The following is a 26,282-nucleotide window of genomic DNA, read 5'->3' as shown; positions in this document are numbered from 1 at the left end:
GGGCTCAACGAACCAGCAATTGCCGCTCCATCTCCGCGATGCATTGGTGCATCTGCTCACGGCATTGGGCGATAAGCCGGGGCATGTCATCCAGGGACAACCCTTGCGTAGGAATTGCCGGCAGTGAGCGTATGAGAATGTCACCGCTGTGCCAGCGATTGAGGTGCATGTGCTTGATGTAGCGGCTGACGCATACCGGCACAATCGGCACCCCGGCGGCGATCGCCATCTGAAAGGCGCCTTTCTTGAACGGCAGCAAATCCCCGCCTAGATTGCGGGTGCCCTCCGGGAAGACCCAGATGGACGTCTGTTCATGCTGCAGCGTGTGGGTCGTGGTCTGCATGGCGCGGCGCGCCTTGATCGCGTTGCCACGGTCTATCAACACGTTTCCCGCCAGCCAAAACAACTGTCCGAACAGTGGTACCCACTTCAGGCTCTTTTTGCCGATGCACACAGTGCGGTGGGGCACCACGTTGCCAAACACGAACAGGTCATAGTTGGATTGGTGGTTGGCGATGATCACGCAACTCTGGGATTTACCTACCAACGTCTCGACGTCGGCCTTGACCCGTAAACCCATAATCCACATGGCGGGCCACGCATACAACCTTGCGCATAAACGGCTGTTGTCCGGGTTGAAGGGACGGCACAGACCCAGGATCACACCCAACACACCCGCTACAAGAAAATGCAGACCCATCAGCGACATACGCAATACGAACAACATCCACAGACCCACCGGGACAAAAAGGTGGTTAAGTGTACGAGTGTGCACTGGTTTCGGCAATTGCCCCTAGGAGGAAGGAGACGGGCGATGTTCGAGGGCATGTTTTCAACGGAGGAAAAACCGCAGGCTAGAGTGGCCTCGGTTTTTTGTGGGAGCGAGCCTGCTCGCGATGGCAGGGGTACATCCAATAGACAAATGCTGCTGATGTACCGCTATCGCGAGCAGGCTTGCTCCCACAAGGATAAACAGGGATTAACCCTGGTATTCCTGGTCCAGCAGGATCGCAGTGTCCAGGGTTTCCAGCAGTGCCTTGCGCACTTTCAACTTGGTGTTCTTGTGCGCCTTCATGTTGATTTTCTGCAACTGACGCGCCGCTTCCAGCGCCGCATCCCGCAGTTCCTGGGCCGCCACCACTTTATCGAGGAAGCCAGCGTCCACGGCGCTCTGCGGGTTGAACATCTCGCCATTGATGACCGAGCGATGAAACGCGGATTTGCGCAAGCGATCACGGGCCAGCTCGATACCGGCGTGATGCATGGTCATGCCGATCTGCACTTCGTTCAGGCCAATGCTGAACGGCCCGTCCACACCGATGCGGTAGTCTGCCGAAAGCAGCAGGAATGCACCTTTCGCCACGGCGTGGCCAGGGCAAGCGACAACGACGGGGAAGGGGTGTGACAACAGGCGACGGGCCAGGGTCGAGCCGGCGGTGACCAGGCCTACCGCTTCCTTGGGGCCGGCCGTCATCACCTTCAAATCATAACCCCCGACAAGATCCCCGGTTGCCCGGTGATGATCACGACTGCCCGATCTTCCGTCGCCTGATCCAGTGCAGCGTTGAACGCGGCAATGACGTCCGGTGAGATGGCATTGACCTTGCCGTTGTTCAAGGTCAGGGTCGCGATACCGTCTTCGAGATGGTAGGCAATCAGGTCGCTCATGACGCATTCCTTGTAAGAGAAGTGGCTCAAACGTTACCCACCGTCGCGGATCAGGTAAAGCGTCATGACTGACTCACCGGTCAGCTCCGAGCCGTAATAACCGTCTGTCCCGCCCAGTCGGCCGTGTCTGTATCCGTGGAGCGGTATACATGCCAACCCGGAGATTGGCCGGTTTGCCCTGTTCCGTCGCGTTTGAAATGCCGGAACACCTTAACCGCATGAAAATTCTGAAAAAAACCTTTGCCATCGGAAAGGCTTTCGACTACATTAGCGCGCCTCGACAGACTGAACAGTTTGCCGAGACACGGTGAAGTGTCCGAGTGGCTTAAGGAGCACGCCTGGAAAGTGTGTATACAGGAAACTGTATCGAGAGTTCGAATCTCTCCTTCACCGCCACATTCTGCAAACACAAACCCCTGATTTTCCTAGAGAAAGTCGGGGGGTTGTGGTTTTTGGTGTCTGAAAAAGGGCGATATGGGACCCATCTGTTTCAGGTCTCGAACAGCGCCTCTGGCATAGCTTTGAGGATGAAACTACCCTAGGACCTATTGCTATCCGATTGGAAATGGAAAAAATGAAAAGGATTTCATTAGCAGTTGTCGTACTGACACTGTGCATCGCCTGCTCAACCACCGTCCAAGCTGATGCAGCTTCGCTTAACGAGGCTCGTACACTCGTTGCCCAAACCGGGCTGGGCAAGAAGCTCTCCTCCCTTGCACTGCTGACGGCGAAGAGCACGTCAACCTACGCGACGATCGCCGATAAGCTTGGGAATGCCAGTGCGAATAGTGCGGTATCCGACGAGATCAATGCACTGCTGCCGCAATACCAGCCCAAATGGGATGAGAGCCTTGCCGTGGCCTATGAGAAGTCCTTCTCCGAAGAAGAGTTGTCGTCGCTCGTCGCGCAAGGCCGCGCTTCAATATACGCGTCGCAAGTGAAAGAACGGCAGGTTGGAATCGGTCGCTACATGCAAGCCCATGCCCAGCCGATCCTGGTTGCACTCGTTTCGGACGCGCTTGAGGCGACCTTGTCCAAATACGCTCAGCAATAGGTTGCCAAGCGCAATTCGAATCGCCGTGATGGGTTTCGGTTCGTGGGGCCATGACAGTTTCAATTACGGATTGACCGCTGCGTTGCCTGGGGTCGGCTATGGTCTTCACTTATTCAGTGCTAAGTGGCTTGGCTGCCCATGACGCAGATGAGGCTTACTCCCAACAACTAAGCCGGGTACAGAACAAAAGAACTGATGAATGGTCTGTTGAGTGGCCGAAGTTCAACCCACCTGAGGTAGCGCAATGAGCCTGATCGATTGTCCAGAATGCTCTTCCCGTATTTCCGACAAGGCATACGCTTGCCCTCAATGCGGCAACCCCTTTCGCGAGCCGAGTTTTCGCCTGACGGAGAAAAACGTCGGGCAGATTGCCGGAGTGACTGGGGTCTGGCTGACAGCGCCGTGGATTGCACGCATGGTATTCGGCGTGGTGCTGGTGATAGCGGTGGCGGCGGTGTTGATTCTGCGCTGATGCATATTAGGGGCGTCCGGCACTCTTGTGAAAACGGCTCGTTGAATAACGAGCCGTTTTCACAATGACTTGGCGGGCTCCCAGGCTTTGCGCTTCGGCCTGGCTGTAGGCCGTGCGGTAGAGTGCCGGCCATCGGCAGAACCACTTTGGGATGAAGTGCTCAATTGGCTCGTTACCCACCAGTAGCAGGCCATGGGTTGAACCGATGCCCTCGGTAGGGTCACGTATTCAACGCCAACTGCGGCCGGTCCGGATCCAGTTGCGTGCGTCTGAACTGTCCGGGCGGCAGCCCATGGATCTGGCGGAAACGTCGTGAAAAATAAGCTTCGTCGGCGAACCCGCACAGCCTCGCCACTTCGCCCACCGGGCGGGTGCCATTGAGCAGGTAGTTGCGCGCCGCGTGCATCCTGCGCTCGAGCACCAGCTCGGTGAATGTCTTGCCGATTTCCTTGCGCAGCCAGTGGGTCAGGTAGGTCGGCGACAGGTAGGTTGCAGCGGCTACCTTGATCAGGTTGAGGTCGGGGTCGGCAATATTCCTGCGCAGGTATTCGGACATCCTGCCCAATGCATCGCGTCGGCTGATTTCGGCTGCGTTCTCTTCGGCCAACTGCTTGAGCGGCTCGGCATATAAGGCGCAGACGCTGCCGATCAGTTGCAGCAACAACCCCTTGAGGACCTCTCGGGTGCCGAACTGGCGGTTCCTGTCCAGGACACGCATCTGCTCGATCAGTCCGCAGACTTTGGCGAAATCCTCTTGGCCCAGAATGAAATCCAGGTGCTCCTGGAAACGGAATGGCGATAACTCGGGTGCCAGCAGAATCGAGACTTCTTCCAGATCCATCGGGTCGCACTGCAGATGGGGCAGCAGGAAGGTCTGGGAAAAGTTGATCACCATGAAATTGCTGTCCGCCGGGTGCGGAATCACATGCACGCGATGGGGCAGGATGAACGCCAGGGTGTTTCGCGGGAACGGACGCTCGACATGACCGATGTGCTGCATGGTGTCGCCGCCGAGGTTGATCTGGATCTGGAAGTACTCGTGGCGATGGGGGCTGGTTTCGGCGCGCCGGCCCTTCTTGTCGCGGATGTAGAAGTCCGTCAATTCGCAGCGTTGCTGCATGAAATAGGTGGGGACTTGGCTCGGTGATGACATCTCCAGGTGATCCTCGACAGCGGTTTGGTCGTTGTGATTGTGGGGGTGTCATCCGCTGCATTTCAACAGGTCATACGATGACATCGGGTCTGCATGGAATTTATCGGCTCAAAGGAGGACGGGGCTTGTCCAAGACACGATAAGCGTCGGTTATATATATTTTTCTTTTAAAACAGAAAGTTACATAAATTTTTAGAAAATTTTCGCACATTTTTCAGCGCCGATTTTTTTGGACAGCCTCATCAATCGCCGTTTTCCTGGAAAAAAACGATCTAACGCTTCAATTGATTTCACATGGTTGTACGACCACATTGGCGGCCATGCAGCCCCTGGCTACCAAGGCCAATCAAGGTGTGCTGCTGGCAAGTACTTCGATTCGTCTAACAATAATGAAGGGTCACCCATGTCGAATTCCCACACCTCCCAGACCACCGCGCCGCCACTGGCGGCCAGCGCCCTGGACGCCGCCGTGCCTGCCCGGCGGCCGTCCCGCCGGCGTTGGTTCATGCTGTCGTTGCTGTTGATTGCGACGATCATCAACTACATCGATCGGGTGAACATCTCGATTGCGGCCCCATTCCTGGCCAAGGATCTGGGCCTGGACAAGATCGAAATGGGCCTGGTCTTCTCCGCCTTTGCCTGGACCTATGCCATCGCATTGGTGCCCGCCGGATTCATCGCTGATCGCTTCGGTTCGCGGTTCACTTACGGGGTGTCCTTGATCAGTTGGTCGACAGTCACCGTTTGCCAGGGGCTTGCCACGGGATTCGCTTCGCTGTTTGGTCTGCGCCTGGCGGTTGGTGCGATGGAAGCGCCGGCGTTTCCGGCCAATAGCCGGGCGGTCACGGTCTGGTTTCCGGCGCGGGAGCGGGGCCTGGCGAGCAGCATCTACGTCTGCGGCCAGTACCTGGGCACGGCGTTGTTTACCGGTGCGCTGCTCTGGCTGGCAACCACCTACGACTGGCGGCATGTGTTCTACAGCACCGGTGCATTGGGCATTGTGTTCGGTGTGCTCTGGTTGTACCTGTACCGCGATCCGATGAACTGCAAGAAAGTCAGCAAGGAAGAGCTCAGGTACATCGAGGCCGGGGGAGGGCTGGTCAAGAGCAGCCAGGAGCGTACCCGCTTCAACTGGCGGCAGATCGCCGAGCTGTTCAGCTATCGGCAGGTCTGGGCGATCTGCATCGGCAAGTTCGCCAGCACTTCGGCGCTGTACTTCTTCCTCACCTGGTTCCCGACGTACCTGATCGAAGAGCGTCAACTGACCATGATCAAGGCCGGGATCTTCGCCGTGCTGCCGTTCGTGGGGGCGACGGTGGGTATTCTGCTCGCCGGGATTATTTCCGACCTGCTGATTCGCCGTGGCTATTCGCTGTCCTTTGCCCGCAAGTTGCCACTGGTGGTGGGTTCGATGCTGGGCATGTCCATTGTCCTGGTGAATTTCACCGACTCGAACGTCATCTGCATTGCCATCCTGACCATCGCCTTCTTCGCCCAGGGCATTGCTTCGTCTTCCTGGGCTGCGGTGTCGGAGGTCGCGCCCAAGGAGCTCATCGGGCTCACCGGTGGGATCACCAGCCTGGCCGCCAACATCGGCGGTATTGTCACCCCGATCGTGATCGGTGCGATTGTTCACAAGACCGGTTCGTTTGCCTTGGCCTTCTGGTTCATCGGCGGCGTGGCGCTGGTGGGCACCTTGTCCTACTCGTTTCTGCTTGGGCGGTTGTATCGCATAGAACTCAAGACCCGAGCCTGAAACCTGTTTTTCTCCAAGACGAGGCGGTTTTTGTCCAACTTTGCCAAAGACTGCCGCCGTACGCTGACGTTTCTACAAGGATTTTTACCAGGATGAACATGACCGAGTATGTCTTTACTCCAGACCTGCCAGTGACTCTGCCGGTTGTCGGCACCCCACAGCGTTTTCCCGTCGGCCGGGTGTTTTGTGTCGGTCGCAATTACCCATGGCCCGATGCCCAGGGGCAGAACCGCCAGCCACCGGTGTTCTTCATGAAGCCTGCCAGCTGCGTGATGGATGCGGTCGGTGAAGTACCGTTTCCGTCGGTGACCGAAGAGTTTGTCCATGAAATCGAATTGGTGGTGGCCATTGGCGAGGGCGGCGCGAATATTCCCGAGAGCCAGGCGTTGGCTTATGTGTGGGGCTACGCCACCGGTCTTGACCTGACGCGCCGTGATGTCCAGCGCCAGGCCAAACGCGACGGTTTGCCGTGGGAGGGCGCCAAGGTGTTCGACGGTGCTGCGCCGATGACCGCCATCGTGCCGGTCGCGAAGGCGGGGCATCCCGAGGGTGACTTGTGGCTGAGCGTGAACGGCCAGGAGCGTCAGCGCGACAGCCTTGGCAGCCAGATCTGGTCGGTCAGTGAAGTGATCAGCCGAATCTCGCAATCGGTGGCGCTCAGGGCTGGGGATCTGATCATGACCGGCAGCCCGGCAGGCGTCGACGAGCTGCGCCCCGGCGACCTCATCAGCGCCGGCATCGACGGCATCGGCCAACTGGAAATGCGGGTCGGCCAGCGACCTTGAGCGCGGTAGTGTCCTATGGATTTGAAAAGGAAATGACAGTATGTCCAACCCATTGAAAGTGGCCCTGGTTACCGGCGCCGGCAGTGGCATCGGCCGCGCCGTGGCCCTGGGCCTGATGGAAGACGGGTACACCTTGGTATTGGCTGGACGCCGTCCCGAGCCTTTGCAGGCATTGGTCGAGCTGGCCGCCAGCGAGGGGCGGAAAGCGTTGGCGGTGCCCACCGATGTGCGCGATCAGGCCAGCGTCGAGGCGCTGTTTGCAACCATCACCGTGACATTCGGACGCTTGGACGTCGTGTTCAACAACGCCGGGGTCAACGCTCCGGCCGTACCGTTGGATGAATTGACGTTCGAGCAATGGCGCAACGTGATCGACACCAACCTCAACGGGGTTTTCCTGTGTGCCCGTGGGGCCTTCGGGCTGATGCGCCGGCAACAGCCGCAGGGCGGGCGCATCATCAATAACGGTTCGATCTCCGCCCATACCCCGCGGCCGCTCAGCAGCGCCTACACCGCCAGCAAGCATGCGGTGTTGGGGCTGACCAAGTCCCTGGCCCTGGACGGCCGGGAATTCAACATCGCCTGCAGCCAGATCGACATCGGCAATGCCCTGACGGAGATGTCGGTGCGCATGACCAAGGGGGTGCGCCAGGCCAACGGCAGCATCGCGGTAGAGCCGATGGTGGACGTCAAGCATGTGGCCGACGCGGTGCGCTACATCGCGGGCCTGCCGCTGTCGGCCAACGTCCTGAACATGACCGTCATGGCCACGGCCATGCCTTTTGCCGGTCGCGGTTGAGCCTGAACACAGGCATTCGCTACGCCGTAAGCGGGCAGCAATACGCTTGAATCGATCTACTCTTTCGCTCCATGAGGTCCACATGAAACCAGAAGTCCTGCAACTCAGTCCGATCCTGATTCCTGAAATCAACACCCGGCTCAATGAGTTGTTTACGGTCAGGCGCTATTTTGAACAGGCCGACAAACAGGCCTATCTGCAGGAACACGGCGCTCACATTCGCGGTGTGATCACCGGCGGACATACCGGCATCAGCCAGGCGCTCATGGCACAGCTGCCTAAATTGGAAGTGGTGGCGGTCAACGGTGTGGGCACCGATGCGGTGGACCTGGCCTACGCCCGGGATCGCGGGATCCGCGTGACCGCCACCATCGGTGCACTGACCGAAGACGTTGCCGATCTGGCCGTCGGCCTATTGATTGCCGTGTGCCGTGGCCTGTGCACCGGCGATCGCTACGTGCGTTCGGGCCAATGGCCCCACAGCGCGACGCCGTTGGCGCCGTTGCCGCTGGCCCGTCAAGTGTCCGGCATGCGCGTCGGCATCGTCGGCATGGGGCGCGTCGGCCGGGCCGTGGCAACACGACTGGCGGCGTTCGGTTGCACGATCAGCTACACCGACCTGCAGCCGATGAACGATGTGGCTCACACTTTCATCGCCGATCTCAAGCAACTGGCCAGCGCCAGCGATGCCTTGATCCTGGCGGCCGCCGCCGACCAGGCCGAAGCCATCATCGATGCTCACGTACTGCGTGCCCTGGGCAAGGGCGGTTACCTGATCAACGTGGCCCGGGGCAAGCTGGTCAACGAAGCCGATCTGGTGGCGGCGCTGGTCGCTGGTGACATTGCGGGGGCGGGGCTGGATGTGTTCGTCGATGAACCGAATGTTCCCGACGCCTTGTTTGGCAACGAGCAGGTGGTCCTGCAACCCCACCGCGCCAGCGCAACCCGGCAGACCCGCACGCGAATGGGGGAAATGGTGGTGGCGAGCCTGGTGGACAGTTTTGCCGGGAAAGTGCCGCAGGGCTGTGTCACCGGTTGAGGCGTTGGCGACCTGGCTCTCTGTGGGAGCGAGCCTGCTCGCGATAGCGGCGTGTCAGCTTGCGGCGATGTTGGCTGTGTCGCCGCCATCGCGAGCAGGCTCGCTCCCACAGTTTTTGCGCGGGGCCACGCAAAGGCCGCGCGCACCCCAGATCCAATGTGGGAGCGAGCCTGCTCGCGATAGCGATGGGTCAGTTTCAGAAGTGTGGGGTTACTGTCCCACCCTCACGATTGAAATTGATCGACCAACCACCCCTTCAGACGCACGCAAGCAGGATCCTCTTTCTTGTCCTCATTGATCATTAGGTACTGGATCGATTCTCTGAGCGACAACTCTTCCGCGACCGGCCTAACCAGACGACCTTGTTGCACGAGATGCCTCACCAGATGATCCCAGCCCAGCGCGACGCCTTGATCATCCAGGGTCATTTGCAGGAGGAGGCTGTAGTCGTTGCTGCTGAAGTAATGCGGGCTGTCCGATACGGGCAGTTGCAAATCCTGGGACTGATAGGCGAACCATACATTCCAGTCGATCTGTTCCGACTGTTGGGAACGACCATAAGGGTTCAGGTCCAGCAGGGTACTGTTACGTACGCCTTCCAATGTGCGCAGTTCAGGATGCGTCTCCAGATAGCGTGGTGTGCACACCGGATAGATAACTTCGTGAAACAGCGCCTGACGCAAGTAGCCGGGGTAGTGCTCGCTGCTTTTGGCGATGAAGATATCCGGATTGATGCCGGGCTCCATGGTCAGGAAGTGCTGGGTGGTGATGACGTTCAAGTCAATGTCGGGATTGGCGCTGAAAAAGTCCTTCAGCTTGTGGGATAGCCAAAGGGTCGACATGGCGGGCGTACAGCACAGGGTGAGAATGTGTTTTTCGCTTTTTTTCCGGCGGATTCTTTCCGTGGCCTGGAAAATGTTGAGCAACGACAGCTGCGCGGCATCGAATAGCGCGGCTCCCGACGGCGTCAGCTTGAGTTCTCTTCCCGTGCGAATAAGCAACTCTGTGCCCAGGTACGTTTCCAGATCGCGAATCTGGCGGCTGATCGCCGCCTGAGTGACGCATAACGCCTCGGCCGCCCGGGTAAAGTTGCGATACCTGGCTGCTGCGACAAAGGATCTCATGGCCTTGAACGAGGGCATTTTCATCAGCGCCTGATCAGGCGGGGCGTTTCGTGCCATAACAAAAACTACCTGTTTAGCCGGAAAAAAAGTTGATTCAGCCCGGCGATCATCGATGCCTACACTCTACCGCACGGTGCCCTGAGCAACGTTAGCGCGAGCACAACGAACAAGGAAAACAAATGCCCTGCCAAAGTGGAAAAGAAGCTTTCATGCAAGGTATTCGTGCGCTCCTTCCATTGACGCCGGGTGTCGTCCCATTCGGGCTGGTGACGGGGGTCATGGCCATTGAAATGGGCTTGTCGCCCGGCATGAGCATGGGCATGACGCTGCTGTTCTATTCCGGCTCCGCCCAAATGGTTGCACTCCAGTTGTTGCACAATGGCGTCGTGCCGGTGGCGATCGTGGCCACGGCCTTGGTCATCAATCTACGTTTCATCATGTACAGCGCTTCCCTGGCGCCGCACCTGCACCACTTGCCCCGTCGCTGGACCTGGCCGATGGCTTACCTGCTGTCGGACCAGGCCTATGCACTGTGCAGCTTGAAGTTTTCATCGGGTGAATTGGGAGCATTCGCCCATCATTACTATGCCGGTACGGCGGTGGGCATGTGGCTGGCCTGGCAACTCTCGGTGCTGGCCGGGGTGTACTTGGGCGCGAGCATCCCTGACACCTGGTCCTTGAGTTTTGCCATACCACTTTCCTTCCTGGCGTTGCTCATTCCCGGACTGCGGAGTCGGGCAAGCTGGGGCGCCGCGGCGGTCGGCGGACTGCTTGCCGTACTGGCCGTCAAGCTGCCCTACAACCTGGGGTTGATCACGGCCTCCATCGGCGGAGTTCTGGCCGGGTTGGTGATTGAGAGCATTTCAAACCGTGCAACCGCCGATGGCATCGAAGGAGAGCCATCATGAGTGATCTATCCTTGTGGGGCCTGTTCCTCGCGGCGGGTCTGGGAACCTTCGCCATGCGACTGTCTTTCATCGAGCTCTATGGCCGCTGGCGGATTCCACCCCTGATGCGTCGGGCCTTGATGTACGTGCCGGCGAGCGTCTTGGCGGCCCTGGTTCTGCCTGCGGTGATCTATCCCAACGGGCAAGGGGCATTGGTGTTGGAGAACCCTCAGATACCGGCAGCGATTGCGGCGGCGTGGGTGGCCTGGCGCTGGCGCAGTACGCTGCTGACGTTGGTGGTGGGGATGCTGGCGTTGTGGGGCGTGAAGTTCATCGGGCTTTGATTGCGCGGGGCTATCGGATAGCGGCAACGCCGGGCACTTCCATGTTTATCCGGCGCCAGAACGCTTCGGCAAAGCTGTAGACCGAGAAGGCGATCAACCCCAGGGCCATCAACATCAGAACGACACTGCCGGCAGGCAGGTTCTGAAGGGCGTCGAGCGCCTCCCTCATTCCCGGTGGATCCATCGCCTGGTAGCTCGAACCACTGATCGCCAGCAGGAGGGCGATTTCGATGAAGACCACGCCACGGGCGATCAGACCGAATCGCGACACCGGACGGCGATTTCGATGAAGACCACGCCACGGGCGATCAGACCGAATCGCGACACCGGACGGACATAACGCATGACCTCTTCGTCCGCTTCGAAGTACTTCTCGAACGAAGCCTTCCAGCCCTTGAAGATATGAGCGAGGCCTGTGCCCAGCGGGACCAGGGCCATCATGTAGATCAAAATATTGGAGTGTTCCCAGGACAGCAGATGGGCCAGCAGGTCCTTGGTCTGTCCACCGCCTGAACCACTGGAACTCCTAAGTCCGCTGATAAGCAGGCCCAAGGCAAAAAAGGCCAGCGCACCGTTGACTGCACCTCCGGCCAACAGGCCTGCCCGTATCACCAGGCCTTTCAAGTCTTTGCCATGATGGTCCACGTCTTGCGTCGCTTGCAGAATGCGCCACCCGGCGAAGGCGAGCAGACCCGCTACCACCAGACCGACCAATACGTGCCCGAATGGCTGGCTCAGCAGCGCCTCCAGGCTTTTGTGGCTGTCCTTGGGGCGGCTCGAATCCTGGGCCGCCAGCAAAGCGAAGATGCCGATGATCAAGTAGATAACGCCTCGGGCGGCGTAACCGCCCCGAGCGAGTACAACAAGGCCCTTGTGTGCGGACATGGTCTGATTCCAGAAGCGTGATAAGGAGAAGACCTGTCGAGGTGGGAGGCGTTCGATCGAAGTGAAAGGCAGCGTAGCGGCGGCACGGGAGGGCGGCTGCGCAAGTCCGTTGCAGCGCCTGGAGGTTCAGCCGTCTTTCAATGAAACAGTTCGACAGTCATCGGCGTAACACCAATAACCCCGCACCCAGGATCAGCGACATTCCACCCCAGGTCAGCCCGTCCGGCACCTCGTCAAACAGCCAATACCCCAGAAACAGGCAAAGACCAGGTAGGCGTAGTCAAAAGTGCCGATCAGCGCGGCCGGTGCGATTTGATAGGCCTTTGCCGTCGCGGTATTGATAGCAATCAGGGCGATGGCATACCCGCAGACAAAGACCAGCCCTTGCCAGCCGAGTGGTTGCCAGGCCGACAGCAGGAAAGGGGCCCGGTCGGCGAGGGTTCCGTTGTCGAAAAAAGAGGCGATGCCGCCGAGGCTGGCTGCAATCAGGAACGCCACGTTCAGTCCCAGCGCCAATATCAGAGGATGTTCGTTGCGACAGTGACGGCGCGTTATCACCATGGCTATCGCATAGAAAACGGCGCCAATGACGGGCAGGAGGGCGGCAAGGTTAAAGGCGTCCGCTCCAGGGCGCAGCACCAGGGCGACGCCCGCAAAACCCGTCCCGATAGCGATCCAACCAAGAAGGGAGAGTTTCTCTCCACCATAAAAAGTCGAAAAAAGCGCAATGAACAAGGGCGTGGTGTAGATGGCTACGGCAGCCACGGACAGCGGAATGAGCGGCAGGGCTGAGTAGTAGGCCACCCACATCAGCAACAGCGAGATACTCCTGGCCACCACCCAGCCCACCGAAGTGACCTGCAGTTGCCCGGATCTGAGCCCAAGCAGCAGCCAACCACCCAGCAGTGGCACCGTCAGGCAGGACACCAGCAGGAACAACTGCCATAACGCCAATCGATTGCTGAAATATTTCACCGATGCATCGGCCAGCGACAGCAGCAGGACCGCGCCGACGATCAGTGCGATACCCTGATAAACTCGATCATGTTTCGCCGCGAGGTGACCCATGTTTTCGCCTCCGTGGCCGTTCGTGATCCAGCCCTGTCTATAAGGGTATCGATGCTCAAGGCCCGAAGCGCCTTGTCGGTTCTGGAACGCCATCCTCCAATCGACTGATCTACAATGGCCCCTCTTCAACAGAGGCCGGTCTTTCGTGGATGTGTTTCCCGTGATCTACAAGCAACTGGTCGAGTGGGTGATCACCCCCATCACCGAACAGTTCTACAGCATTTTCAGTTTCAATGGCCGCCTCGGGGTTTTGTTCCTCTGTGCGTCCTATGGCGTGGCCTATGGCCTGTTCCGTTTCAGAAAGCAACGCGGCCTGACCGAAGCCCGTTCGTTCTGGCAGTTCATCGGTGGCAGTCGGGTCTATTTCCATCGCTCCGCCTGGTTGGATTGTCGCTACTACCTCCTGCGGACGACGCTCAAGATTGCGCTCATGTTGCCCATCGTTCATCTGGTCGATCCGTACATCCTGAGGTCCGGGGACTACCTGGCTTTTTTCAACAACCTCTGGGGCGCGCGACCGCGCTCGGGGGAGGCGCTGTTGCTGGCCTTGCTCTATGGGCTGGGGGTGTTCCTGGTAAAGGATTTCGTCCACTACTGGACGCACCGGGCGTTTCATTCGCGCTGGCTGTGGGCATTCCACAAAGTCCATCATTCGGCATCGGTGCTGGTACCGGCGACGGCGAGCCGGATTCATTTTGTGGAGCGGATTGCCGGAAACCTCGGCGTTACCGCCTGTCTTGGCCTGTACGCCGGGGGCTTCTGGTACCTGAGCGGTGGTGAGATCAGCCACTACACACTGTTTGGCATGACCTACCTGGTGTTCATCTTCAACAGCCTGGCGGCCAATTTGCGCCATACCCATGTCTGGCTGTCATTCGGCCCGGTGCTCGAACACGTGTTGAACAGCCCCGCCCAGCATCAGATCCACCACAGCGATGCACCTCGACATTTCAACCGGAACTTCGGTACGAACCTGTCACTCTGGGACTGGATGTTCGGCACGCTCTACGTCACCAGCGCCCGGCCCGAGGCGCTGCGCTTTGGTACCGGGGAGCAGGATCAGCAGCGGTACCGGACGGTCTATAGTCTGATTGTCACCCCCTTTGTCGAGATCGCCGGCAAGCTACTGTTGAAACGCTCGCGAGGGGGCGAGAGGGAGACGCCGTATTCATAGCGTCTGGCGTTGCACGAGCAGCGGATACAAGAAAACAAGAAACCTCCTACTTTCCATACAGAAACGTCCAAAGCCAAGAAGAGCTATCGTGCAATCTCAACGTTTAAGGCCTTGAAATGAGGTCGCATCTTTGGGAGGTTGGGAATGGAATCGCGTGTCGTGAAGCTTGAGACCCATGTCGAATATATCCGGCATGAACTGAACGGAATGGGCGTGGACCTGCGGGAACATCGCACCGAAACCAGGCTGGACTTCAGGGTTCTGTTCGCAGCTTTGATCGTGGCCTCACTGGGACTGGCCGGGATGATGGCCAAGGGGTTTGGCTGGTTATGAATGAAAGCCCCTGATTCGAGCCGGGGGCTTCGGTTTCCAGCATTTCCACGCCTTACAGAGCGGACCCGGCGGGTGCTGCATCCAGGCGTCGTGCAATCACATCCATCACATCACAGCCATCGCGCAGGGATATGCAGCAAAGCTGCGCCAGGTCCTGAAGGGTCGTGGGATCAATAGGGCGTTCGTCACGCATTGCGATATTTTCCAGGAACTGGGTGACGGCTCGGATTCGGTAGCCCGCTGCGTCAAGGAGTACGTGGAGCGGGGCGGTGGTGTCGACGTATAAGGGTTGCTCGTCGGCGTTGCTGGTAAGGCTCATGTAGCGGTTCATAGGTAAGCTCCACTGGTAAGTTTCGCCACCAATCGTCGCCAAACGAATAGGTGGCAACTGTACGCAGGTTGGCGAACCGGAGTGGAAGCCGGCAGACCCGAAGGTCTCCCGCGTACAGCTGCCATAACGACAACTCTACAGATGCAAGAGCGCCTGCAACAAGCAAGCGCTTTCGCATCCCACTACGGGTCGCCAAACCCGGTCGCCATCTGGACGACGCCAAAACTATAGTCGCCACGGCAAAAATGACACAAGGGGTTGATTCGGCAGACGATTCCCAATGTTATGTAGGAGGTTGCCATAGCTTGTGCGAAGCTTTTTGTCGGCCGTTCACGGTGCGCCAACTCGATTATCCCAAGATATGTAGGACATTACCGTAGGCCAATCAGCCATCTCTGCCACGCTCCCACGATTTAATACGTTCCATCCTTCAGAATCCGTCGCACATTCCCACACTCAGCGGGATAATACGCACCGGTCTGAAGCCGGAGTGCTTCGTACCTCGACTGAATGGGCGGCAGAAGGATCTAACGCAATGACAGACTGGCTGCAAAGCTATGGGGAAATGGCCGAGCGGGTGCGGCGCCATGATTGGGCGAGCACGCCCCTTGGGTTACCGAAACAGTGGCCCGATGTCCTGAAGACCACCGTGGCGCTCAGTCTCGCCTCCCATTTTCCCCAGGCCATTGTGTGGGGGCCGGACCTGATCATGTTGTACAACGATGCCTTTGTGCCCATTCTCGGCAGTAAGCCCGATGCGCTGGGGCGGCGGTTCGATGAGGTCTGGCGGGAAGCCTGGAGCGAAATCGGCCCGATCGTGCAGGGGGCCTTCGATGGGCAGGCGACCTATATCGAGAACTTCCCCCTCGTCATCGAGCGTGGCGAAGGTCCCGAGCAAGCTTATTTCACGTTCTGCTACAGCCCCATCCGTGATCAGTTCGGCAAGGTCGTGGGCATGCTCGATACCGTCACCGAGACCACCTCGACGGTGTTCATGAACCAGCGCCTGGCGGTGTTGGATGCCATCGGCACCGCCGTGGCGAACGTCACCGATCCGCAGGACATCATGGCGGCCACCACGCGAATCCTGGCGGCGCACCTGAACCTGTCCAATTGTGCTTATGCCGACATGGATGAGGACGAAGACGGCTTCACGATTCGCGGCGACTGGGCCAGGGCGGGCTCGCCCAGTATTGTCGGGCATTACCGGTTGGCGGATTTCGGTCGACTGGCCGTCGCCAACCTTCGGGCCGGCAAGGCATTGGTGGTCAACGACAACCGGGTGGAACTGGCACCGCAGGAGGCGGCGACGTTCCAGTCCCTTGGCATTGCGGCGACCATTTGCGTTCCGCTGATCAAGGGCGGGCGGTTGACGGCGTTGATGGCGATCCATGACAAAACGCCCCGGTGCTGGTCTTCATATGATCTGGCGCTGCTCAAGGAAGTCACCGAGCGATCCTGGGCCCATATCGAGCGCGCCCGTGCGGACGCCGCCGTGCGGGAAGGCCTGGCGGCCCTGGCCGAGTTGAATGCAACGCTTGAGGAGCGGGTCGAGGAACGCAGCATGCGCCTGAAACAGACTGAGGCAGCGCTGCGCCAGTCGCAAAAACTTGAGGCTATCGGTCAGCTTACCGGTGGTGTGGCCCATGATTTCAACAACCTGCTGACGATCATCCGTTCTTCCGTCGACTTCCTGCGTATGCCCGGTCTGTCCAATGAGCGCCGCCAGCGCTACATGACTGCGGTTTCCGAAACGGTGGATCGGGCCGCCAAGCTGACCAGCCAACTACTGGCATTTGCCCGACGCCAGCCGTTGAAACCCGAAGTCATCGATGTCGGCAAACAGGTGCAGAACCTGGGGGACATGCTGGAAACCATCACGGGCGCGCGGATGCAGGTCAAGGTCGAGTTGTGCGATCGACCTTGCTACATCCGTGCGGACCTGAGCCAGTTCGAAACGGCCCTGATCAACATGGCGTTGAATGCCCGGGATGCCATGAACGGCCAGGGCACATTGTGGCTTCGGCTCAAATGTGGTGAAGGCATGCCGCCGATTCGTGGCCATGCCGGGTCTGGCCAGCCCTTTGTCGCCGTGACCCTGGCGGACACCGGGACGGGTATTGCCTCGGAAGACCTCGAGCACATTTTCGAACCTTTCTTCACCACCAAGGAGGTGGGCAAGGGCACGGGGTTGGGGTTGTCTCAGGTGTTCGGCTTTGCCAAGCAGTCCGGTGGCAACGTCGATGTTTCGACCGTTGTCGGGGAGGGCACCGTGTTTACCTTGTACCTTCCGGAAGTCGAAGCCGAAAAGCGGCATGAACCCACCAGGGAAGAATCCACGCACCTGATACTGGAAAAGGGCAGGCGCCGGGTGTTGATCGTGGAAGATAACCTGGAGGTAGGACGTTTTGCCAACCAGATCCTGCAGGACCTGGGGTACGAAACCGCCTGGGCGACCAACGCCGAGGAGGCGCTGGAGATGGCCGGCCCGGACGCCGCTGCGTTCGATGCGATATTTTCCGATGTGGTCATGCCAGGCATCGGCGGCATCGCCCTGGCTCGGGAATTGCGTCGGCGCCGTAAGGACTTGCCGGTGATTCTGACTTCGGGCTACAGCGAGGAGCTTGCCCATAGCGGCCCTGAAGGCTTCGAGTTCTTGCCCAAGCCATATTCGGCCGACCAGGTTTCCCGGATTCTAAGCCGCACGATGCGCGCCGCCGATTGAGTGTTTCCCTTTTGAAACAGTGGGTTCCATTCGTCGGGCAATGTTCGTGTGGTCGTGCGGTCCGTTGATGACCGGCTAGTCTCAAAGTCGTGAAGGTCGATATTTTTCAGGCCGTCGGGTGATGCCGGTATCGATCTCGATGAAAAGGGGAAAGGCGATGGGAGCACCGTACAGCGAGGAAGTCGCAGCCGCATATCCGATCAATGAAGGGCTGCAGTGTGGTCAATCGGCGTATCGGTCGGACTTTGGCGATGAGCCGATCAAGTCCATCCGGACGAAGGTTGCAAAAGTGCAGCGAGGGGAAAAAGCCAAGTTCCTGCCCAGGGTCCCTGCCCGCAAATAACGCAGCACAGCCCGCCACTGAAGACACATGCTGTTCATTCAAATTGGATGAGCCTGTGGCGAGGGAGCTTCTCCCACTTGGGGCCAGGCATTCACAAAGCGCTCCGCTGTGCAGCCTGGCTGGGGCGAGCTCCCTCGCTTCAGACTATTCCCGCCTGCGATGTAAATACGTTTACTTTTTTTCTCACGAGCGATTTCTTTCACGTTTCTTTCACACTCGGATACGTAGGCTGAACTCATCCGTTAGAAAGCAGTACCTGCCCGTTTCCCCAGCGGGCTTTTTTTTGCCTGTCATAAAACTCCCCTTATGGTCGTTGTCCAAACAGCAGGGTTGATGCTGTTTGGCGTAAACTCGCGCCCGCGCGCACCGGCCATCTTTCCCGATGCGGCATTCTTGAGGTTTTTATCATGCGTTTGACTTTGTCCACCCTGGTGCTTGGGCTCGTGGTTGCCCAAGGTGCGATGGCGGCTGGCGATGGTACCGCTGCGATCGGCGGTGGCCTTGGCGGTGTATTGGGTAATGTGGTCGGCCAGCAGATGGGCGGCAGCACAGGTGCTGCGATTGGTGCCGGTGTCGGCGGCGCGGCTGGCAGTGCGGTAGGCGCTCGCAAGGGCAGCCGTACAGAAGCAGCCATTGGCGGCGGCCTGGGGTCGGCCGGTGGTTCGATTGTCGGTAATCGCCTGGGTGGCTCCTCCGGTTCGACCATCGGCGCGGGTATCGGCGGCGCGGCGGGTGGTGCGTTGGGCAGCAACCTGTCCAACGACAACGACCGTCATTCCGGCAAGAAGTACAAACACAAAAGAAAGCATCGCTGAGTCGATGTCTGAATGAGGAAGCCCGGCCTTGTGCCTGATGCCGGTCAGTTCAGGATCAAACGGTGCAAACCCTGTGGGAGCAAAGCTTGCTCGCGATAGCGGCAGGTCGGTCAACGTTATTGCTGACTGACTTACCGCTATCGCGAGCAAGCTTTGCTCCCACGGTTGGGCGTTGTGCCGATTTTTTCCTTTCCTGGTATTTGTCGGAACGTTTACTGTCCCTGCGCCTCGAATTGATACATCCATGTGCAAAGCGAGGTGTGCCATGACGCCGGAAACCGAAGGCAAGGAAGAAAAAGGCCCGTCGGCTCTGCCTTCCGTCAATGATCCGGGCAATGAAGATCCCGGTTCGCTGATGGATGATGCCTTGGTTCCCTTGATCGAGACCGAGGACGAAACCCCGGAATACCCGCTGCCTTCGCCAACCAATTCCCTGAATCGCGACCAACGGCCGCCGGATGATGAAACCGGCGCGGAGCCGGGGCCGAGCGAGGACGAGGAGGTCGAGGCGAGCCCGGATGATCCGGATATCGCCGGTGATGATGCTTCCGGCAAACCGAGCTGACGGCCCGGGCCGCCTGTCGATTTTCCGGCACCATCTGCACGCCCCCGTTGCCACATCAGGTAGGTACTTCGAAAAGGAGACTCACCATGATGAAGTCAAACATGACGGCAATGACCCTCGCCGGCATTCTCTCAGTCAGTTCAGTCGTTGCTGTCGCTCAGTCTTCGGGCGGCAGCCCGCCTGTGGATAAGGGCGGCATGCCACCTTCGACTCAAATGGATGCCGGCCGGACCTCCGACTCCAACGCCAATGCCAACGCGCTGCCTCCCGGTTCCGTGAGTGGCGGCAATGGCGGCGACGCCAGTGGCAGCAGTACGAGCCCCGGCACCGGCAGCGGTTCCACCAGCGGTGGCAGCACCATGGGCGGCGATTCCTCCAGCAGCGGAACCGCGGCCGGTAGCAGCGGCGGCGGTAGCTCGGGCGGCTCCAGCAGCTCAAGCCAATGACCAAGTCCTGATGGAACCCGGTAGAAGCTGTCGAGCGTAGCGAGGCTGCGATCTTTTCCCTATGTTCACAAGTTTTGGGAAGATCAAGATCAAAAGATCGCAGCCTCGCTATGCTCGACAGCTCTTACGGGATGTTCGTACGATTTCCCGTTGCCTCATCCGGGCCCCCCTCGCTATTCTGCTGAATCCTTTAAGGCAAACACGTTGCTCCGGTCGCACCTGAGCCATCCCTGGAATGTTGTGTTGATAACGGATCAGATGCGATGAATGCACCCCTGAAAGAGTTTGGCCCGATCAAAGCCGTGATTTTCGACATGGATGGGCTGCTGCTGGACACCGAGGGCATCTATACCGAGGTCACGTCCATCATCGCCGAGCGCTACGGGCGCACGTTCGACTGGAGCGTCAAGCAGAACATCATCGGCCGGGGGGCCGGGGATCTGGCCCGCTATGTGGTCCAGGCCCTGGAGCTACCGATTACCCCGGAGGAGTTCCTGGTGATCCGCGAGCCGTTGATGCGCGAGCGTTTTCCCCATGCCCTGGCGATGCCGGGCGCCGAGGAACTGGTGCGCCACCTCAAGGCCAGTGGCGTGCCCATTGCGGTGGGCACCAGTTCATCACGCCATACCTTTGCTTTGAAAACCACTTTGCATCGGGACTGGTTCGCGCTGTTCGACTTCATTGTCACTGCGGACGATCCGGAGGTGGGCGCGGCAAAACCGGCACCGGATATCTTCCTGGTGGCGGCCCGTCGCCTGGGCGTTGATCCTCGTGATTGCCTGGTGTTCGAGGATTCACCGTTCGGCGTCACGGCAGCGAAGGCGGCAGGCATGACGGCCATCGCCATCCCGGATCCGGCCATGGCCGACGAAAAATATACTCACGCCGACGGGATCATCCGTTCGCTGAAAATGTTCCAACCAGGGCTCTGTGGCCTGCCGGAGCTGGAGCGGGCCTGACGATCCGCAGCGACACAACGAAACGCCGGTCATGGTTGAAGCCATGACCGGCGTTTTTTCATGCCCGGATCAGGCGCCGAAACCACCGTCGATGGTCAGGCTGGCCCCGGTGATATAGGCCGCTTCCGGGCCCGCCAGGTAGGCGACGAAGCCGGCGATTTCGTCCGCCTTGCCGTAGCGCCCGATGGCCATCAGCTGCATCAGGCTGGACGCAAAGTCGCTGTCGGCCGGGTTCATGTCGGTGTCGACCGGGCCAGGCTGTACGTTGTTGACCGTGATCCCCCGCGGGCCAAGGTCACGGGCCAGGCCTTTGGTCAGGCCTACCAACGCGGCTTTGCTCATGGCGTAAGGAGCTGCGCCGGCAAAGGGCACGCGGTCGGCGTTGGTGCTGCCGATATTGATCACCCGACCGCCTTCGGTCATGTGGCGCGCGGCGGCCTGGGTGGCGATGAACACGCTGCGTACGTTGACGGCCAGGGTCTGGTCGAAGTCCTCGAGCTTGAACTCGTCCAGCGGTGCCATCGCCAGGACACCAGCATTGTTGACCAGAATGTCCAGCCCGCCGAAGGCCTTGGCAGTTGCTTCGACGGCGTTGCGGATGGCATCGGCGTCGGCGCTGTCGGCTTTGATCGCCAGGGCCTTGCCGCCCGCTGCCGTGATGCTGTTCTGCAATTCTTCAGCCTTGGCGGCTGAGCTGACATAAGTGAAGGCCACTGCGGCACCTTCTGCGGCCAGGCGCTTGACGATGGCGGCGCCGATGCCGCGGGAGCCGCCCTGGATCAAGGCGGCTTTACCGTTCAATGTGTGAGTGCTCATGATGTTCTCCAAAATGTACCGGGGCGAGATGCCGCGGCGATGGGGTGAGTATCAGGATGCGGCGCCACCTTGTGTAGACGGTTTTTGCTACAGTCTGTATCAACCAAAAGTTTTGAGTGGCGCCAGTGGAGACTTTCAGTAGTATCGAATGTTTTGTGCGTAGCGCCGAAGTCGGCAGCTTTGCCGAAGCCGCGCGCCGCCTGAGCGTGACCCCGGCGGCGGTGGGTAAAAGCGTCGCCAAGCTTGAGGCGCGTCTGGGTGTGCGGTTGTTCCAGCGTAGCACCCGTAGCCTGACACTGACTGAAGCGGGCCAATTGTTCCTGGGTGAAGTGAGCAGCAGCCTCAATACCATCCAGAACGCCGTCGCCAACCTCGCCAGCGCCGGTGGACAACCGGCAGGTACCCTGAAGGTGAGCATGGGCACCGCGTTCGGTCGATTGTATGTGGTGCCGTTGCTGGGGGATTTTCTGCAGCGGTATCCGGCGATCAGTCCGGACTGGCATTTCGATAACCGCCAGGTCGACTTGATCGGCCAAGGCTTCGATGCGGCTATTGGCGGTGGGTTTGAACTGCCTCCGGGAGTGGTGGCACGCAAGCTGACGGTGGCTCACCGGGTACTGGTCGCCGCGCCGTCCTATTTGCAGCAACAGGCTCCGGTGGTCGAGCCGGAAGACCTGGCACAGCACCAGGGCATCTTGATCCGCTCACCGCAAACCGGTCGCATCCGTTCATGGCAACTGACCAGCCGTAACCGGCAACACAGCCCGCTGACGCTCAAAGTGCGCATGACCATGAGCGATTCGGAGGCCGCCTGCGCTACCGCAAGCCAAGGGCTGGGGATTGCCTTGGTGAGCATGCCGTTCGCCGCACCCTATCTAAAGAGCGGTGCTTTGCAGCGGGTCTTGCCGGCCTGGTACGTCGACGATGGCAACATTTCCATCTATTACGCCGAGCACAAACTGCTGCCGGGCAAGACCCGGGCGTTTGTGGACTTCATCATCGAGCAGTTTGCCGCGCAAGGGTTGGGGGAGCGGTTCAGCGCGGTGTGAGCCTGGCTTCAGATCGAGCTGCCTCCATCGCGAGCAGGCTCGCTCCCACATGAATCTGGAGCGCAAACAAATCCCCTGTGGGAGCGAGCCTGCTCGCGATAGGGGCGACGCGGTCTACAGCTGTGAACTCACCGCCCAAACCGCCCCGGCCAGCCAATGATGGTCTTGGGCCGAGGCGTCGCATAGGTGCGCACTTTCGAAGTCGACAGGCCCAACCGCACCAGGGATTCGGCAATGGTCACCGCCGCCGTCACCCCATCGACCACCGGCACTCCGGCGCGTTGGCGGATCTGCTCATCGAGCCCGGCCATGCCGCCACAGCCCAGGCAGATGACTTCGGCCTTGTCCTGGCTCACCGCCAGTTCGGCCTGACGGACGATGGCTTCGACTGCTCGCTGCGGGTCTTCCTCCAGCTCCAGCACCGCCAGGCCACTGGCCCGCACCGAGGCACAGCGGTCGTACAGGCCGGAAAGCTTGAGGCGGTCTTCGATCAGCGGCACGGTGCGGTCCAGGGTGGTGACCACCGAATAGGCATGGCCGAGGAACATGGCGGTGCTGGCGCCTGCGTCGGTGATGTCCACCACCGGGACGTCGAGCAGTTCCTGCAGACCTTCGCGGCCGTGCTCGCCATAGCCGGCCTGGATCACCGCGTCGAACGGTTGGTCGTAGGACATCACCCGATCCATCACGGCGATGGCGGCCAGGTAACTTTCGAAATTGCCTTCAACGGAGTCGGCACCGAAATGCGGTGTGAGCCCGACGATTTCGGTGCCGGGGGCGGCCACGGCCTGGGCTTGTCGGGCGATGGCCTCGGTGATGGATTCGGTGGTGTTGACGTTGACCACAAGAATTCGCATGAGCAGTTTCCTTTAACGCAGAAAAGACGGCGGCCCGGAGCGGCGGGCCGCCTTGAACGATCAATGGCTGACGTTATCCACAGCGATGGATTCACCGCTGACGTCCTCGTAATACGCTTGGCGCTTGGCGATGATCAGGTACAGCAGGCCGGCAATCGAAGCACCGATCAGCCAGGAGAACGGTGAAACACTATCGAACCCGGGCACCAGCGCCAGGACGATCGCGATCAGCGCCGCCGGGATGAATGCCGCCACGGCCCGCAGGTTGACCCCGTTGCTGTAGAAGTACGCACCGTTCGGGGCCTCGCTATACAGCTGCGGCACGTTGATACGACCTTTGCGCAGCAGCCAGTAGTCGACCATGATCACGCCGTACAGCGGGCCGAGCAGGGCACCGAGCCCGGACAGGAAGTACACGATCACCAGCGGGCTGTTGTAGAGGTTCCACGGCAGGATCAGCACGGCGATGGCGGCGCTGATCAACCCGGCGCGGCGGAAATTCAGGTACTTGGGCGCCAGGTTGCTGAGCACGAAGGCCGGCGCGACGAAGTTGGCCATGATGTTCACTGCCACGGTGACGATCAGGAACGCCAGGCAACCGAGCACCAGGAAAAAGGTGTTGGGGATCGAGGCGATCACTTGGGTCGGGCTCTCGATGATCTGTCCGTTGATCTGGAACTGCGCACCGCACAACAGGACTGTGATGGCGGCAAACACCAGAATATTCACCGGCAGGCCCCAGAAGTTACCGACGATGATGGTCCGACGGCATGGTGAAGAGCGGGCGAAGTCGCAGAAGTTGAGCACCAGCGTGCCGTAGATCGCCAGCCACAGCGCGCCGCCGGCGAAAATGTTGCGCCACATCTCGCCGCCGGTCAGCGGCTCGCGGATCGACCAGGCAATGGTTGCGTCGGCCTGGGTATACATCCACCCGGCCAGGGCCGCAACGGTCACCAGGATCACCGGCCCGGCGAAGCCTTCGTAACGGCGTACCGTTTCCATGCCGTAGGCCAGGATCAGCAGTTGCACGAACCAGATCGCCACGAAACACACCCAGCCCAGGCTCGACAGGCCAAGGATCGAGTTGTGGTCGTAGTCGGCGAAGCCTGGATGAATCGCCGTCAGCAGTACTCGGAAAACCACCGACGCGAGGTAGGTCTGGATGCCAAACCAGGCGATGGCGATGACGGCCCTGATCAACGCGGGAATTTGAGCGCCGTGGATACCGAAGCTGATCCGGCTGATGACCGGGAAGGGGACCCCGGTCTTCTGGCCCATGTAGCCGGACAGGTTCATGAAACCGTACACCAGGGCCGCGCCGATCCCCAGGGACAACAGGATTTGCCAGCCACCCAGGCCCAGTGCATACAGGCCGATGGCGAAGGAGTAGTTGGCGATGTTGTGTACGTCGTTGGTCCACAGGGCAAAAATGCTGTAGCGACCCCAACGTCGACCTTCGGCCTTGGTTGGCGCCAGGTCCTTGTTGTGCAGCCTTGGACTCAAGGCTAGGGTGGCTGCGGTTTTGTCATCGAAGGCAGTGGTTGGAGAGGGTAGATCCAGCGCGATGTTATTGGAGAGGCTTGTACGCATTCCGGCAGGCTCCTGATTCTCGGCGCAGCGATGACTGTGCATGAGCGCGAGGCTCGGCAATCTTCGTCGCGGCACGGCGAGCATCATTGGTTACGGGGCATCTGCAGCCTGTACGGGATAGGGCGCTTCAGGCTTGCGGATCTAAAGTGTGTGTATGTTTTATTTGGTTTGTATACAAAACACTTGTCGGCTCAAGCCAGATTTATGCCAGTCAAAGGTCTAACAGCAGTAACCTTGATTCCGATTAGTTATCGATTTTAGATAAGTCACTGAAGTTACGGACTTATAAATTGACCGTTTGAACAGGTATTTATTTTCTGAGAATCGGAAGGAGAGAAACGAAGGTCAGCGGGAGAAACGCAAAGGTGTAACTTTTCGGTGCATTTTCTGACGAGGTGCACACAAAAAATGCCACCTGAAGTGACATTTTTGTGTACAGAAAGATCGGCTAAGTATCAGGCCTTGGATTTGCTGATGATGTTACCGGCGTGCAAGCCGCATTCCTTTTGCGTGGCCTCCTCCCACCACCAGCGGCCTTCGCGTTCGTGCTGGTTCGGCAGCACCGGGCGGGTGCAGGGCTCACAGCCGATGCTGATGAAGCCGCGCTCATGCAGGCTGTTGTAGGGCAGCTCAAGCATGCGGATGTAGCCCCAGACTTCCTCGCTGGTCATCTGCGACAGCGGGTTGAATTTGTACAGGGTACGCTCCGGCGTGGAGAACGCCGTGTCGATTTCCAGCACAGCCACCTGGCTGCGGGTGCCGGGGCTCTGGTCGCGGCGCTGGCCGGTGGCCCAGGCGCGGACGTCGGACAGCTTGCGGCGCAGCGGTTCGATCTTGCGGATGCCGCAGCATTCGCCATGGCCGTCCTTGTAGAAACTGAACAGACCCTTTTCCTTCACGAAAGGCTCCAGTTTCGCATGGTCCGGTGAGATCAGTTCGATGTCGATCTTGTAGTGCTCACGGACCTGATCGATGAACCGATAGGTTTCCGGGTGCAGGCGACCGGTGTCGAGGCTGAATACCTTGACGTTCTTGTTCAGCTTCCAGGCCATGTCCACCAGCACCACATCCTCGGCGCCGCTGAAAGATATCCACAGGTCATCGCCGAATTCGGCGAAGGCCAGCTTGAGGATGTCTTGTGGAGACTTGTTGGCATAGGTCGTGGCGAGTTCCACGACATCAAACGTTGGGCTCATCAGGCGGTTTCCTACAGGTCGGTGGCGCTGCGCGCTCTATAGGCGCTGA

26 protein-coding genes, 1 tRNA gene and 2 pseudogenes are annotated in these 26,282 nt (G+C 59.5%); 18 read left to right on the top strand and 11 right to left on the bottom strand.

The window, feature by feature from the left end; genetic code table 11:
- Positions 1-4 precede the first annotated feature (4 nt).
- Positions 5-727, bottom strand: a complete 723-nt coding sequence (locus tag PCOSP_RS20585) for a 1-acylglycerol-3-phosphate O-acyltransferase (RefSeq protein WP_464709433.1) — start codon at positions 725-727, stop codon at positions 5-7.
- Between the two features lie 252 nt (positions 728-979).
- Positions 980-1,668, bottom strand: a pseudogene (locus tag PCOSP_RS20580) (crotonase/enoyl-CoA hydratase family protein).
- A 306-nt stretch (positions 1,669-1,974) separates the two neighbouring features.
- On the opposite strand from PCOSP_RS20580, the gene PCOSP_RS20575 reads away from it, so the two are divergent.
- The 3 genes from PCOSP_RS20575 to PCOSP_RS20565 all read left to right on the top strand — a co-directional run bounded on the left by PCOSP_RS20575 (position 1,975) and on the right by PCOSP_RS20565 (position 3,194).
- Positions 1,975-2,064, top strand: a tRNA-Ser gene (locus PCOSP_RS20575).
- A 169-nt stretch (positions 2,065-2,233) separates the two neighbouring features.
- The gene (locus PCOSP_RS20570) at positions 2,234-2,722 is read left to right on the top strand and encodes a DUF2059 domain-containing protein (RefSeq protein WP_464709432.1); all 489 of its coding nucleotides are present in this window, start codon (positions 2,234-2,236) and stop codon (positions 2,720-2,722) included.
- Positions 2,723-2,966: 244 nt separating this feature from the next.
- On the top strand, positions 2,967-3,194 hold the full coding sequence (locus tag PCOSP_RS20565) for a hypothetical protein (protein ID WP_047699184.1): 228 nt from the start codon (positions 2,967-2,969) through the stop codon (positions 3,192-3,194).
- A gap of 220 nt (positions 3,195-3,414) precedes the next feature.
- On the opposite strand, the gene PCOSP_RS20560 is transcribed toward PCOSP_RS20565, so the two are convergent.
- Positions 3,415-4,347 carry a helix-turn-helix transcriptional regulator gene (locus tag PCOSP_RS20560; RefSeq protein ID WP_464709431.1) on the bottom strand — a complete coding sequence of 311 codons (933 nt, stop codon included), beginning with the start codon at positions 4,345-4,347 and terminating at the stop codon, positions 3,415-3,417.
- A 403-nt stretch (positions 4,348-4,750) separates the two neighbouring features.
- On the opposite strand from PCOSP_RS20560, the gene PCOSP_RS20555 reads away from it, so the two are divergent.
- The 4 genes from PCOSP_RS20555 (at position 4,751) to PCOSP_RS20540 (ending at position 8,726) form a co-directional block, all read left to right on the top strand.
- On the top strand, positions 4,751-6,103 hold the full coding sequence (locus tag PCOSP_RS20555) for an MFS transporter (protein ID WP_464709430.1): 1,353 nt from the start codon (positions 4,751-4,753) through the stop codon (positions 6,101-6,103).
- 92 nt (positions 6,104-6,195) lie between these two features.
- The gene (locus PCOSP_RS20550; protein WP_175386322.1) at positions 6,196-6,888 is read left to right on the top strand and encodes a fumarylacetoacetate hydrolase family protein; all 693 of its coding nucleotides are present in this window, start codon (positions 6,196-6,198) and stop codon (positions 6,886-6,888) included.
- Positions 6,889-6,928: 40 nt separating this feature from the next.
- Positions 6,929-7,687, top strand: coding sequence for an SDR family oxidoreductase (locus tag PCOSP_RS20545; RefSeq protein WP_139649470.1), 759 nt, complete (start codon positions 6,929-6,931; stop codon positions 7,685-7,687).
- Between the two features lie 82 nt (positions 7,688-7,769).
- Entirely contained in the window at positions 7,770-8,726 is a 957-nt protein-coding gene (locus PCOSP_RS20540) for a 2-hydroxyacid dehydrogenase (RefSeq protein WP_464709429.1), read from the top strand.
- 224 nt (positions 8,727-8,950) lie between these two features.
- Here the strand turns inward: PCOSP_RS20540 and PCOSP_RS20535 are convergent, their stop codons facing one another.
- Complete coding sequence (locus PCOSP_RS20535; protein ID WP_464709428.1) at positions 8,951-9,907, bottom strand: LysR family transcriptional regulator; 957 nt, start codon at positions 9,905-9,907, stop codon at positions 8,951-8,953.
- Positions 9,908-10,029: 122 nt separating this feature from the next.
- Here PCOSP_RS20535 and PCOSP_RS20530 point away from each other — a divergent pair, with 122 nt between their 5' ends.
- Together PCOSP_RS20530 and PCOSP_RS20525 are read left to right on the top strand one after the other, a co-directional pair.
- Positions 10,030-10,758 carry an AzlC family ABC transporter permease gene (locus PCOSP_RS20530; protein WP_139649473.1) on the top strand — a complete coding sequence of 243 codons (729 nt, stop codon included), beginning with the start codon at positions 10,030-10,032 and terminating at the stop codon, positions 10,756-10,758.
- A complete protein-coding gene (locus PCOSP_RS20525; RefSeq protein WP_139649475.1) occupies positions 10,755-11,081 on the top strand; it encodes an AzlD domain-containing protein in 327 nt (108 codons plus the stop codon). The genes PCOSP_RS20530 and PCOSP_RS20525 overlap by 4 nt, the downstream gene beginning before the upstream one ends.
- 10 nt (positions 11,082-11,091) lie before the next feature.
- Here the strand turns inward: PCOSP_RS20525 and PCOSP_RS20520 are convergent.
- Both PCOSP_RS20520 and PCOSP_RS20515 read right to left on the bottom strand, forming a co-directional pair.
- Positions 11,092-11,966 (bottom strand): annotated as a pseudogene (locus PCOSP_RS20520) (DUF1206 domain-containing protein).
- 213 nt (positions 11,967-12,179) lie between these two features.
- Positions 12,180-13,034, bottom strand: a complete 855-nt coding sequence (locus tag PCOSP_RS20515; protein ID WP_464709427.1) for a DMT family transporter — start codon at positions 13,032-13,034, stop codon at positions 12,180-12,182.
- Positions 13,035-13,179: 145 nt separating this feature from the next.
- Here PCOSP_RS20515 and PCOSP_RS20510 point away from each other — a divergent pair, with 145 nt between their 5' ends.
- Together PCOSP_RS20510 and PCOSP_RS20505 are read left to right on the top strand one after the other, a co-directional pair.
- Positions 13,180-14,208: a sterol desaturase family protein gene (locus PCOSP_RS20510; RefSeq protein ID WP_139649479.1), complete on the top strand. Its 1,029-nt coding sequence runs from the start codon at positions 13,180-13,182 to the stop codon at positions 14,206-14,208.
- 144 nt (positions 14,209-14,352) lie between these two features.
- Complete coding sequence (locus PCOSP_RS20505; protein ID WP_041024573.1) at positions 14,353-14,541, top strand: hypothetical protein; 189 nt, start codon at positions 14,353-14,355, stop codon at positions 14,539-14,541.
- A 52-nt stretch (positions 14,542-14,593) separates the two neighbouring features.
- Here the strand turns inward: PCOSP_RS20505 and PCOSP_RS20500 are convergent, their stop codons facing one another.
- Positions 14,594-14,872 (bottom strand): short-chain dehydrogenase, encoded by a 279-nt coding sequence (locus PCOSP_RS20500; protein WP_139649481.1) that lies wholly within the window; start codon positions 14,870-14,872, stop codon positions 14,594-14,596.
- 535 nt (positions 14,873-15,407) lie between these two features.
- Here PCOSP_RS20500 and PCOSP_RS20495 point away from each other — a divergent pair.
- From PCOSP_RS20495 to PCOSP_RS20470, 6 genes are all read left to right on the top strand, one after another.
- Positions 15,408-17,597, top strand: a complete 2,190-nt coding sequence (locus tag PCOSP_RS20495) for a GAF domain-containing hybrid sensor histidine kinase/response regulator (RefSeq protein ID WP_139649483.1) — start codon at positions 15,408-15,410, stop codon at positions 17,595-17,597.
- 121 nt (positions 17,598-17,718) lie between these two features.
- On the top strand, positions 17,719-17,940 hold the full coding sequence (locus tag PCOSP_RS20490; protein ID WP_241801653.1) for a hypothetical protein: 222 nt from the start codon (positions 17,719-17,721) through the stop codon (positions 17,938-17,940).
- Between the two features lie 407 nt (positions 17,941-18,347).
- On the top strand, positions 18,348-18,755 hold the full coding sequence (locus PCOSP_RS20485; RefSeq protein WP_139649487.1) for a glycine zipper domain-containing protein: 408 nt from the start codon (positions 18,348-18,350) through the stop codon (positions 18,753-18,755).
- Between the two features lie 265 nt (positions 18,756-19,020).
- Positions 19,021-19,320 carry a hypothetical protein gene (locus PCOSP_RS20480; protein WP_464712019.1) on the top strand — a complete coding sequence of 100 codons (300 nt, stop codon included), beginning with the start codon at positions 19,021-19,023 and terminating at the stop codon, positions 19,318-19,320.
- Positions 19,321-19,406: 86 nt separating this feature from the next.
- Positions 19,407-19,766, top strand: coding sequence for a hypothetical protein (locus tag PCOSP_RS20475; RefSeq protein WP_139649490.1), 360 nt, complete (start codon positions 19,407-19,409; stop codon positions 19,764-19,766).
- Between the two features lie 263 nt (positions 19,767-20,029).
- Positions 20,030-20,725, top strand: a complete 696-nt coding sequence (locus tag PCOSP_RS20470) for an HAD-IA family hydrolase (RefSeq protein ID WP_139649491.1) — start codon at positions 20,030-20,032, stop codon at positions 20,723-20,725.
- A gap of 69 nt (positions 20,726-20,794) precedes the next feature.
- On the opposite strand, the gene PCOSP_RS20465 is transcribed toward PCOSP_RS20470, so the two are convergent.
- Complete coding sequence (locus tag PCOSP_RS20465; protein ID WP_464709425.1) at positions 20,795-21,541, bottom strand: 3-oxoacyl-ACP reductase family protein; 747 nt, start codon at positions 21,539-21,541, stop codon at positions 20,795-20,797.
- 125 nt (positions 21,542-21,666) lie between these two features.
- Here PCOSP_RS20465 and PCOSP_RS20460 point away from each other — a divergent pair, with 125 nt between their 5' ends.
- Positions 21,667-22,590, top strand: a complete 924-nt coding sequence (locus tag PCOSP_RS20460) for a LysR family transcriptional regulator (protein WP_464709424.1) — start codon at positions 21,667-21,669, stop codon at positions 22,588-22,590.
- Between the two features lie 128 nt (positions 22,591-22,718).
- Here the strand turns inward: PCOSP_RS20460 and PCOSP_RS20455 are convergent, their stop codons facing one another.
- The 3 genes from PCOSP_RS20455 to PCOSP_RS20445 form a co-directional block, all read right to left on the bottom strand.
- On the bottom strand, positions 22,719-23,447 hold the full coding sequence (locus tag PCOSP_RS20455; protein WP_464709423.1) for an aspartate/glutamate racemase family protein: 729 nt from the start codon (positions 23,445-23,447) through the stop codon (positions 22,719-22,721).
- Positions 23,448-23,507: 60 nt separating this feature from the next.
- Entirely contained in the window at positions 23,508-25,037 is a 1,530-nt protein-coding gene (locus PCOSP_RS20450) for an NCS1 family nucleobase:cation symporter-1 (RefSeq protein ID WP_464709422.1), read from the bottom strand.
- A gap of 455 nt (positions 25,038-25,492) precedes the next feature.
- Complete coding sequence (locus tag PCOSP_RS20445) at positions 25,493-26,233, bottom strand: phosphoadenylyl-sulfate reductase (protein WP_139649499.1); 741 nt, start codon at positions 26,231-26,233, stop codon at positions 25,493-25,495.
- Positions 26,234-26,282: the final 49 nt, after the last annotated feature.

It is taken from the genome of Pseudomonas sp. MAFF 730105 (genome assembly GCF_055380705.1).
Note: the sequence above shows the minus strand (reverse complement) of the source record. Positions and strands in the feature narration are given on the sequence as shown.

What these genes read in the sequence shown, in the direction of transcription:
- PCOSP_RS20585 (WP_464709433.1), bottom strand. Translation starts at nt 727, where the DNA reads ATGTTGTTCGTATTGCGTATGTCGCTGATGGGTCTGCATTTTCTTGTA.
- PCOSP_RS20570 (WP_464709432.1), top strand. Translation starts at nt 2,234, where the DNA reads ATGGAAAAAATGAAAAGGATTTCATTAGCAGTTGTCGTACTGACACTG.
- PCOSP_RS20565 (WP_047699184.1), top strand. Translation starts at nt 2,967, where the DNA reads ATGAGCCTGATCGATTGTCCAGAATGCTCTTCCCGTATTTCCGACAAG.
- PCOSP_RS20560 (WP_464709431.1), bottom strand. Translation starts at nt 4,347, where the DNA reads ATGTCATCACCGAGCCAAGTCCCCACCTATTTCATGCAGCAACGCTGC.
- PCOSP_RS20555 (WP_464709430.1), top strand. Translation starts at nt 4,751, where the DNA reads ATGTCGAATTCCCACACCTCCCAGACCACCGCGCCGCCACTGGCGGCC.
- PCOSP_RS20550 (WP_175386322.1), top strand. Translation starts at nt 6,196, where the DNA reads ATGAACATGACCGAGTATGTCTTTACTCCAGACCTGCCAGTGACTCTG.
- PCOSP_RS20545 (WP_139649470.1), top strand. Translation starts at nt 6,929, where the DNA reads ATGTCCAACCCATTGAAAGTGGCCCTGGTTACCGGCGCCGGCAGTGGC.
- PCOSP_RS20540 (WP_464709429.1), top strand. Translation starts at nt 7,770, where the DNA reads ATGAAACCAGAAGTCCTGCAACTCAGTCCGATCCTGATTCCTGAAATC.
- PCOSP_RS20535 (WP_464709428.1), bottom strand. Translation starts at nt 9,907, where the DNA reads ATGGCACGAAACGCCCCGCCTGATCAGGCGCTGATGAAAATGCCCTCG.
- PCOSP_RS20530 (WP_139649473.1), top strand. Translation starts at nt 10,030, where the DNA reads ATGCCCTGCCAAAGTGGAAAAGAAGCTTTCATGCAAGGTATTCGTGCG.
- PCOSP_RS20525 (WP_139649475.1), top strand. Translation starts at nt 10,755, where the DNA reads ATGAGTGATCTATCCTTGTGGGGCCTGTTCCTCGCGGCGGGTCTGGGA.
- PCOSP_RS20515 (WP_464709427.1), bottom strand. Translation starts at nt 13,034, where the DNA reads ATGGGTCACCTCGCGGCGAAACATGATCGAGTTTATCAGGGTATCGCA.
- PCOSP_RS20505 (WP_041024573.1), top strand. Translation starts at nt 14,353, where the DNA reads ATGGAATCGCGTGTCGTGAAGCTTGAGACCCATGTCGAATATATCCGG.
- PCOSP_RS20500 (WP_139649481.1), bottom strand. Translation starts at nt 14,872, where the DNA reads ATGAACCGCTACATGAGCCTTACCAGCAACGCCGACGAGCAACCCTTA.
- PCOSP_RS20495 (WP_139649483.1), top strand. Translation starts at nt 15,408, where the DNA reads ATGACAGACTGGCTGCAAAGCTATGGGGAAATGGCCGAGCGGGTGCGG.
- PCOSP_RS20490 (WP_241801653.1), top strand. Translation starts at nt 17,719, where the DNA reads ATGCCGGTATCGATCTCGATGAAAAGGGGAAAGGCGATGGGAGCACCG.
- PCOSP_RS20485 (WP_139649487.1), top strand. Translation starts at nt 18,348, where the DNA reads ATGCGTTTGACTTTGTCCACCCTGGTGCTTGGGCTCGTGGTTGCCCAA.
- PCOSP_RS20480 (WP_464712019.1), top strand. Translation starts at nt 19,021, where the DNA reads ATGACGCCGGAAACCGAAGGCAAGGAAGAAAAAGGCCCGTCGGCTCTG.
- PCOSP_RS20475 (WP_139649490.1), top strand. Translation starts at nt 19,407, where the DNA reads ATGATGAAGTCAAACATGACGGCAATGACCCTCGCCGGCATTCTCTCA.
- PCOSP_RS20470 (WP_139649491.1), top strand. Translation starts at nt 20,030, where the DNA reads ATGAATGCACCCCTGAAAGAGTTTGGCCCGATCAAAGCCGTGATTTTC.
- PCOSP_RS20465 (WP_464709425.1), bottom strand. Translation starts at nt 21,541, where the DNA reads ATGAGCACTCACACATTGAACGGTAAAGCCGCCTTGATCCAGGGCGGC.
- PCOSP_RS20455 (WP_464709423.1), bottom strand. Translation starts at nt 23,447, where the DNA reads ATGCGAATTCTTGTGGTCAACGTCAACACCACCGAATCCATCACCGAG.
- PCOSP_RS20450 (WP_464709422.1), bottom strand. Translation starts at nt 25,037, where the DNA reads ATGCGTACAAGCCTCTCCAATAACATCGCGCTGGATCTACCCTCTCCA.
- PCOSP_RS20445 (WP_139649499.1), bottom strand. Translation starts at nt 26,233, where the DNA reads ATGAGCCCAACGTTTGATGTCGTGGAACTCGCCACGACCTATGCCAAC.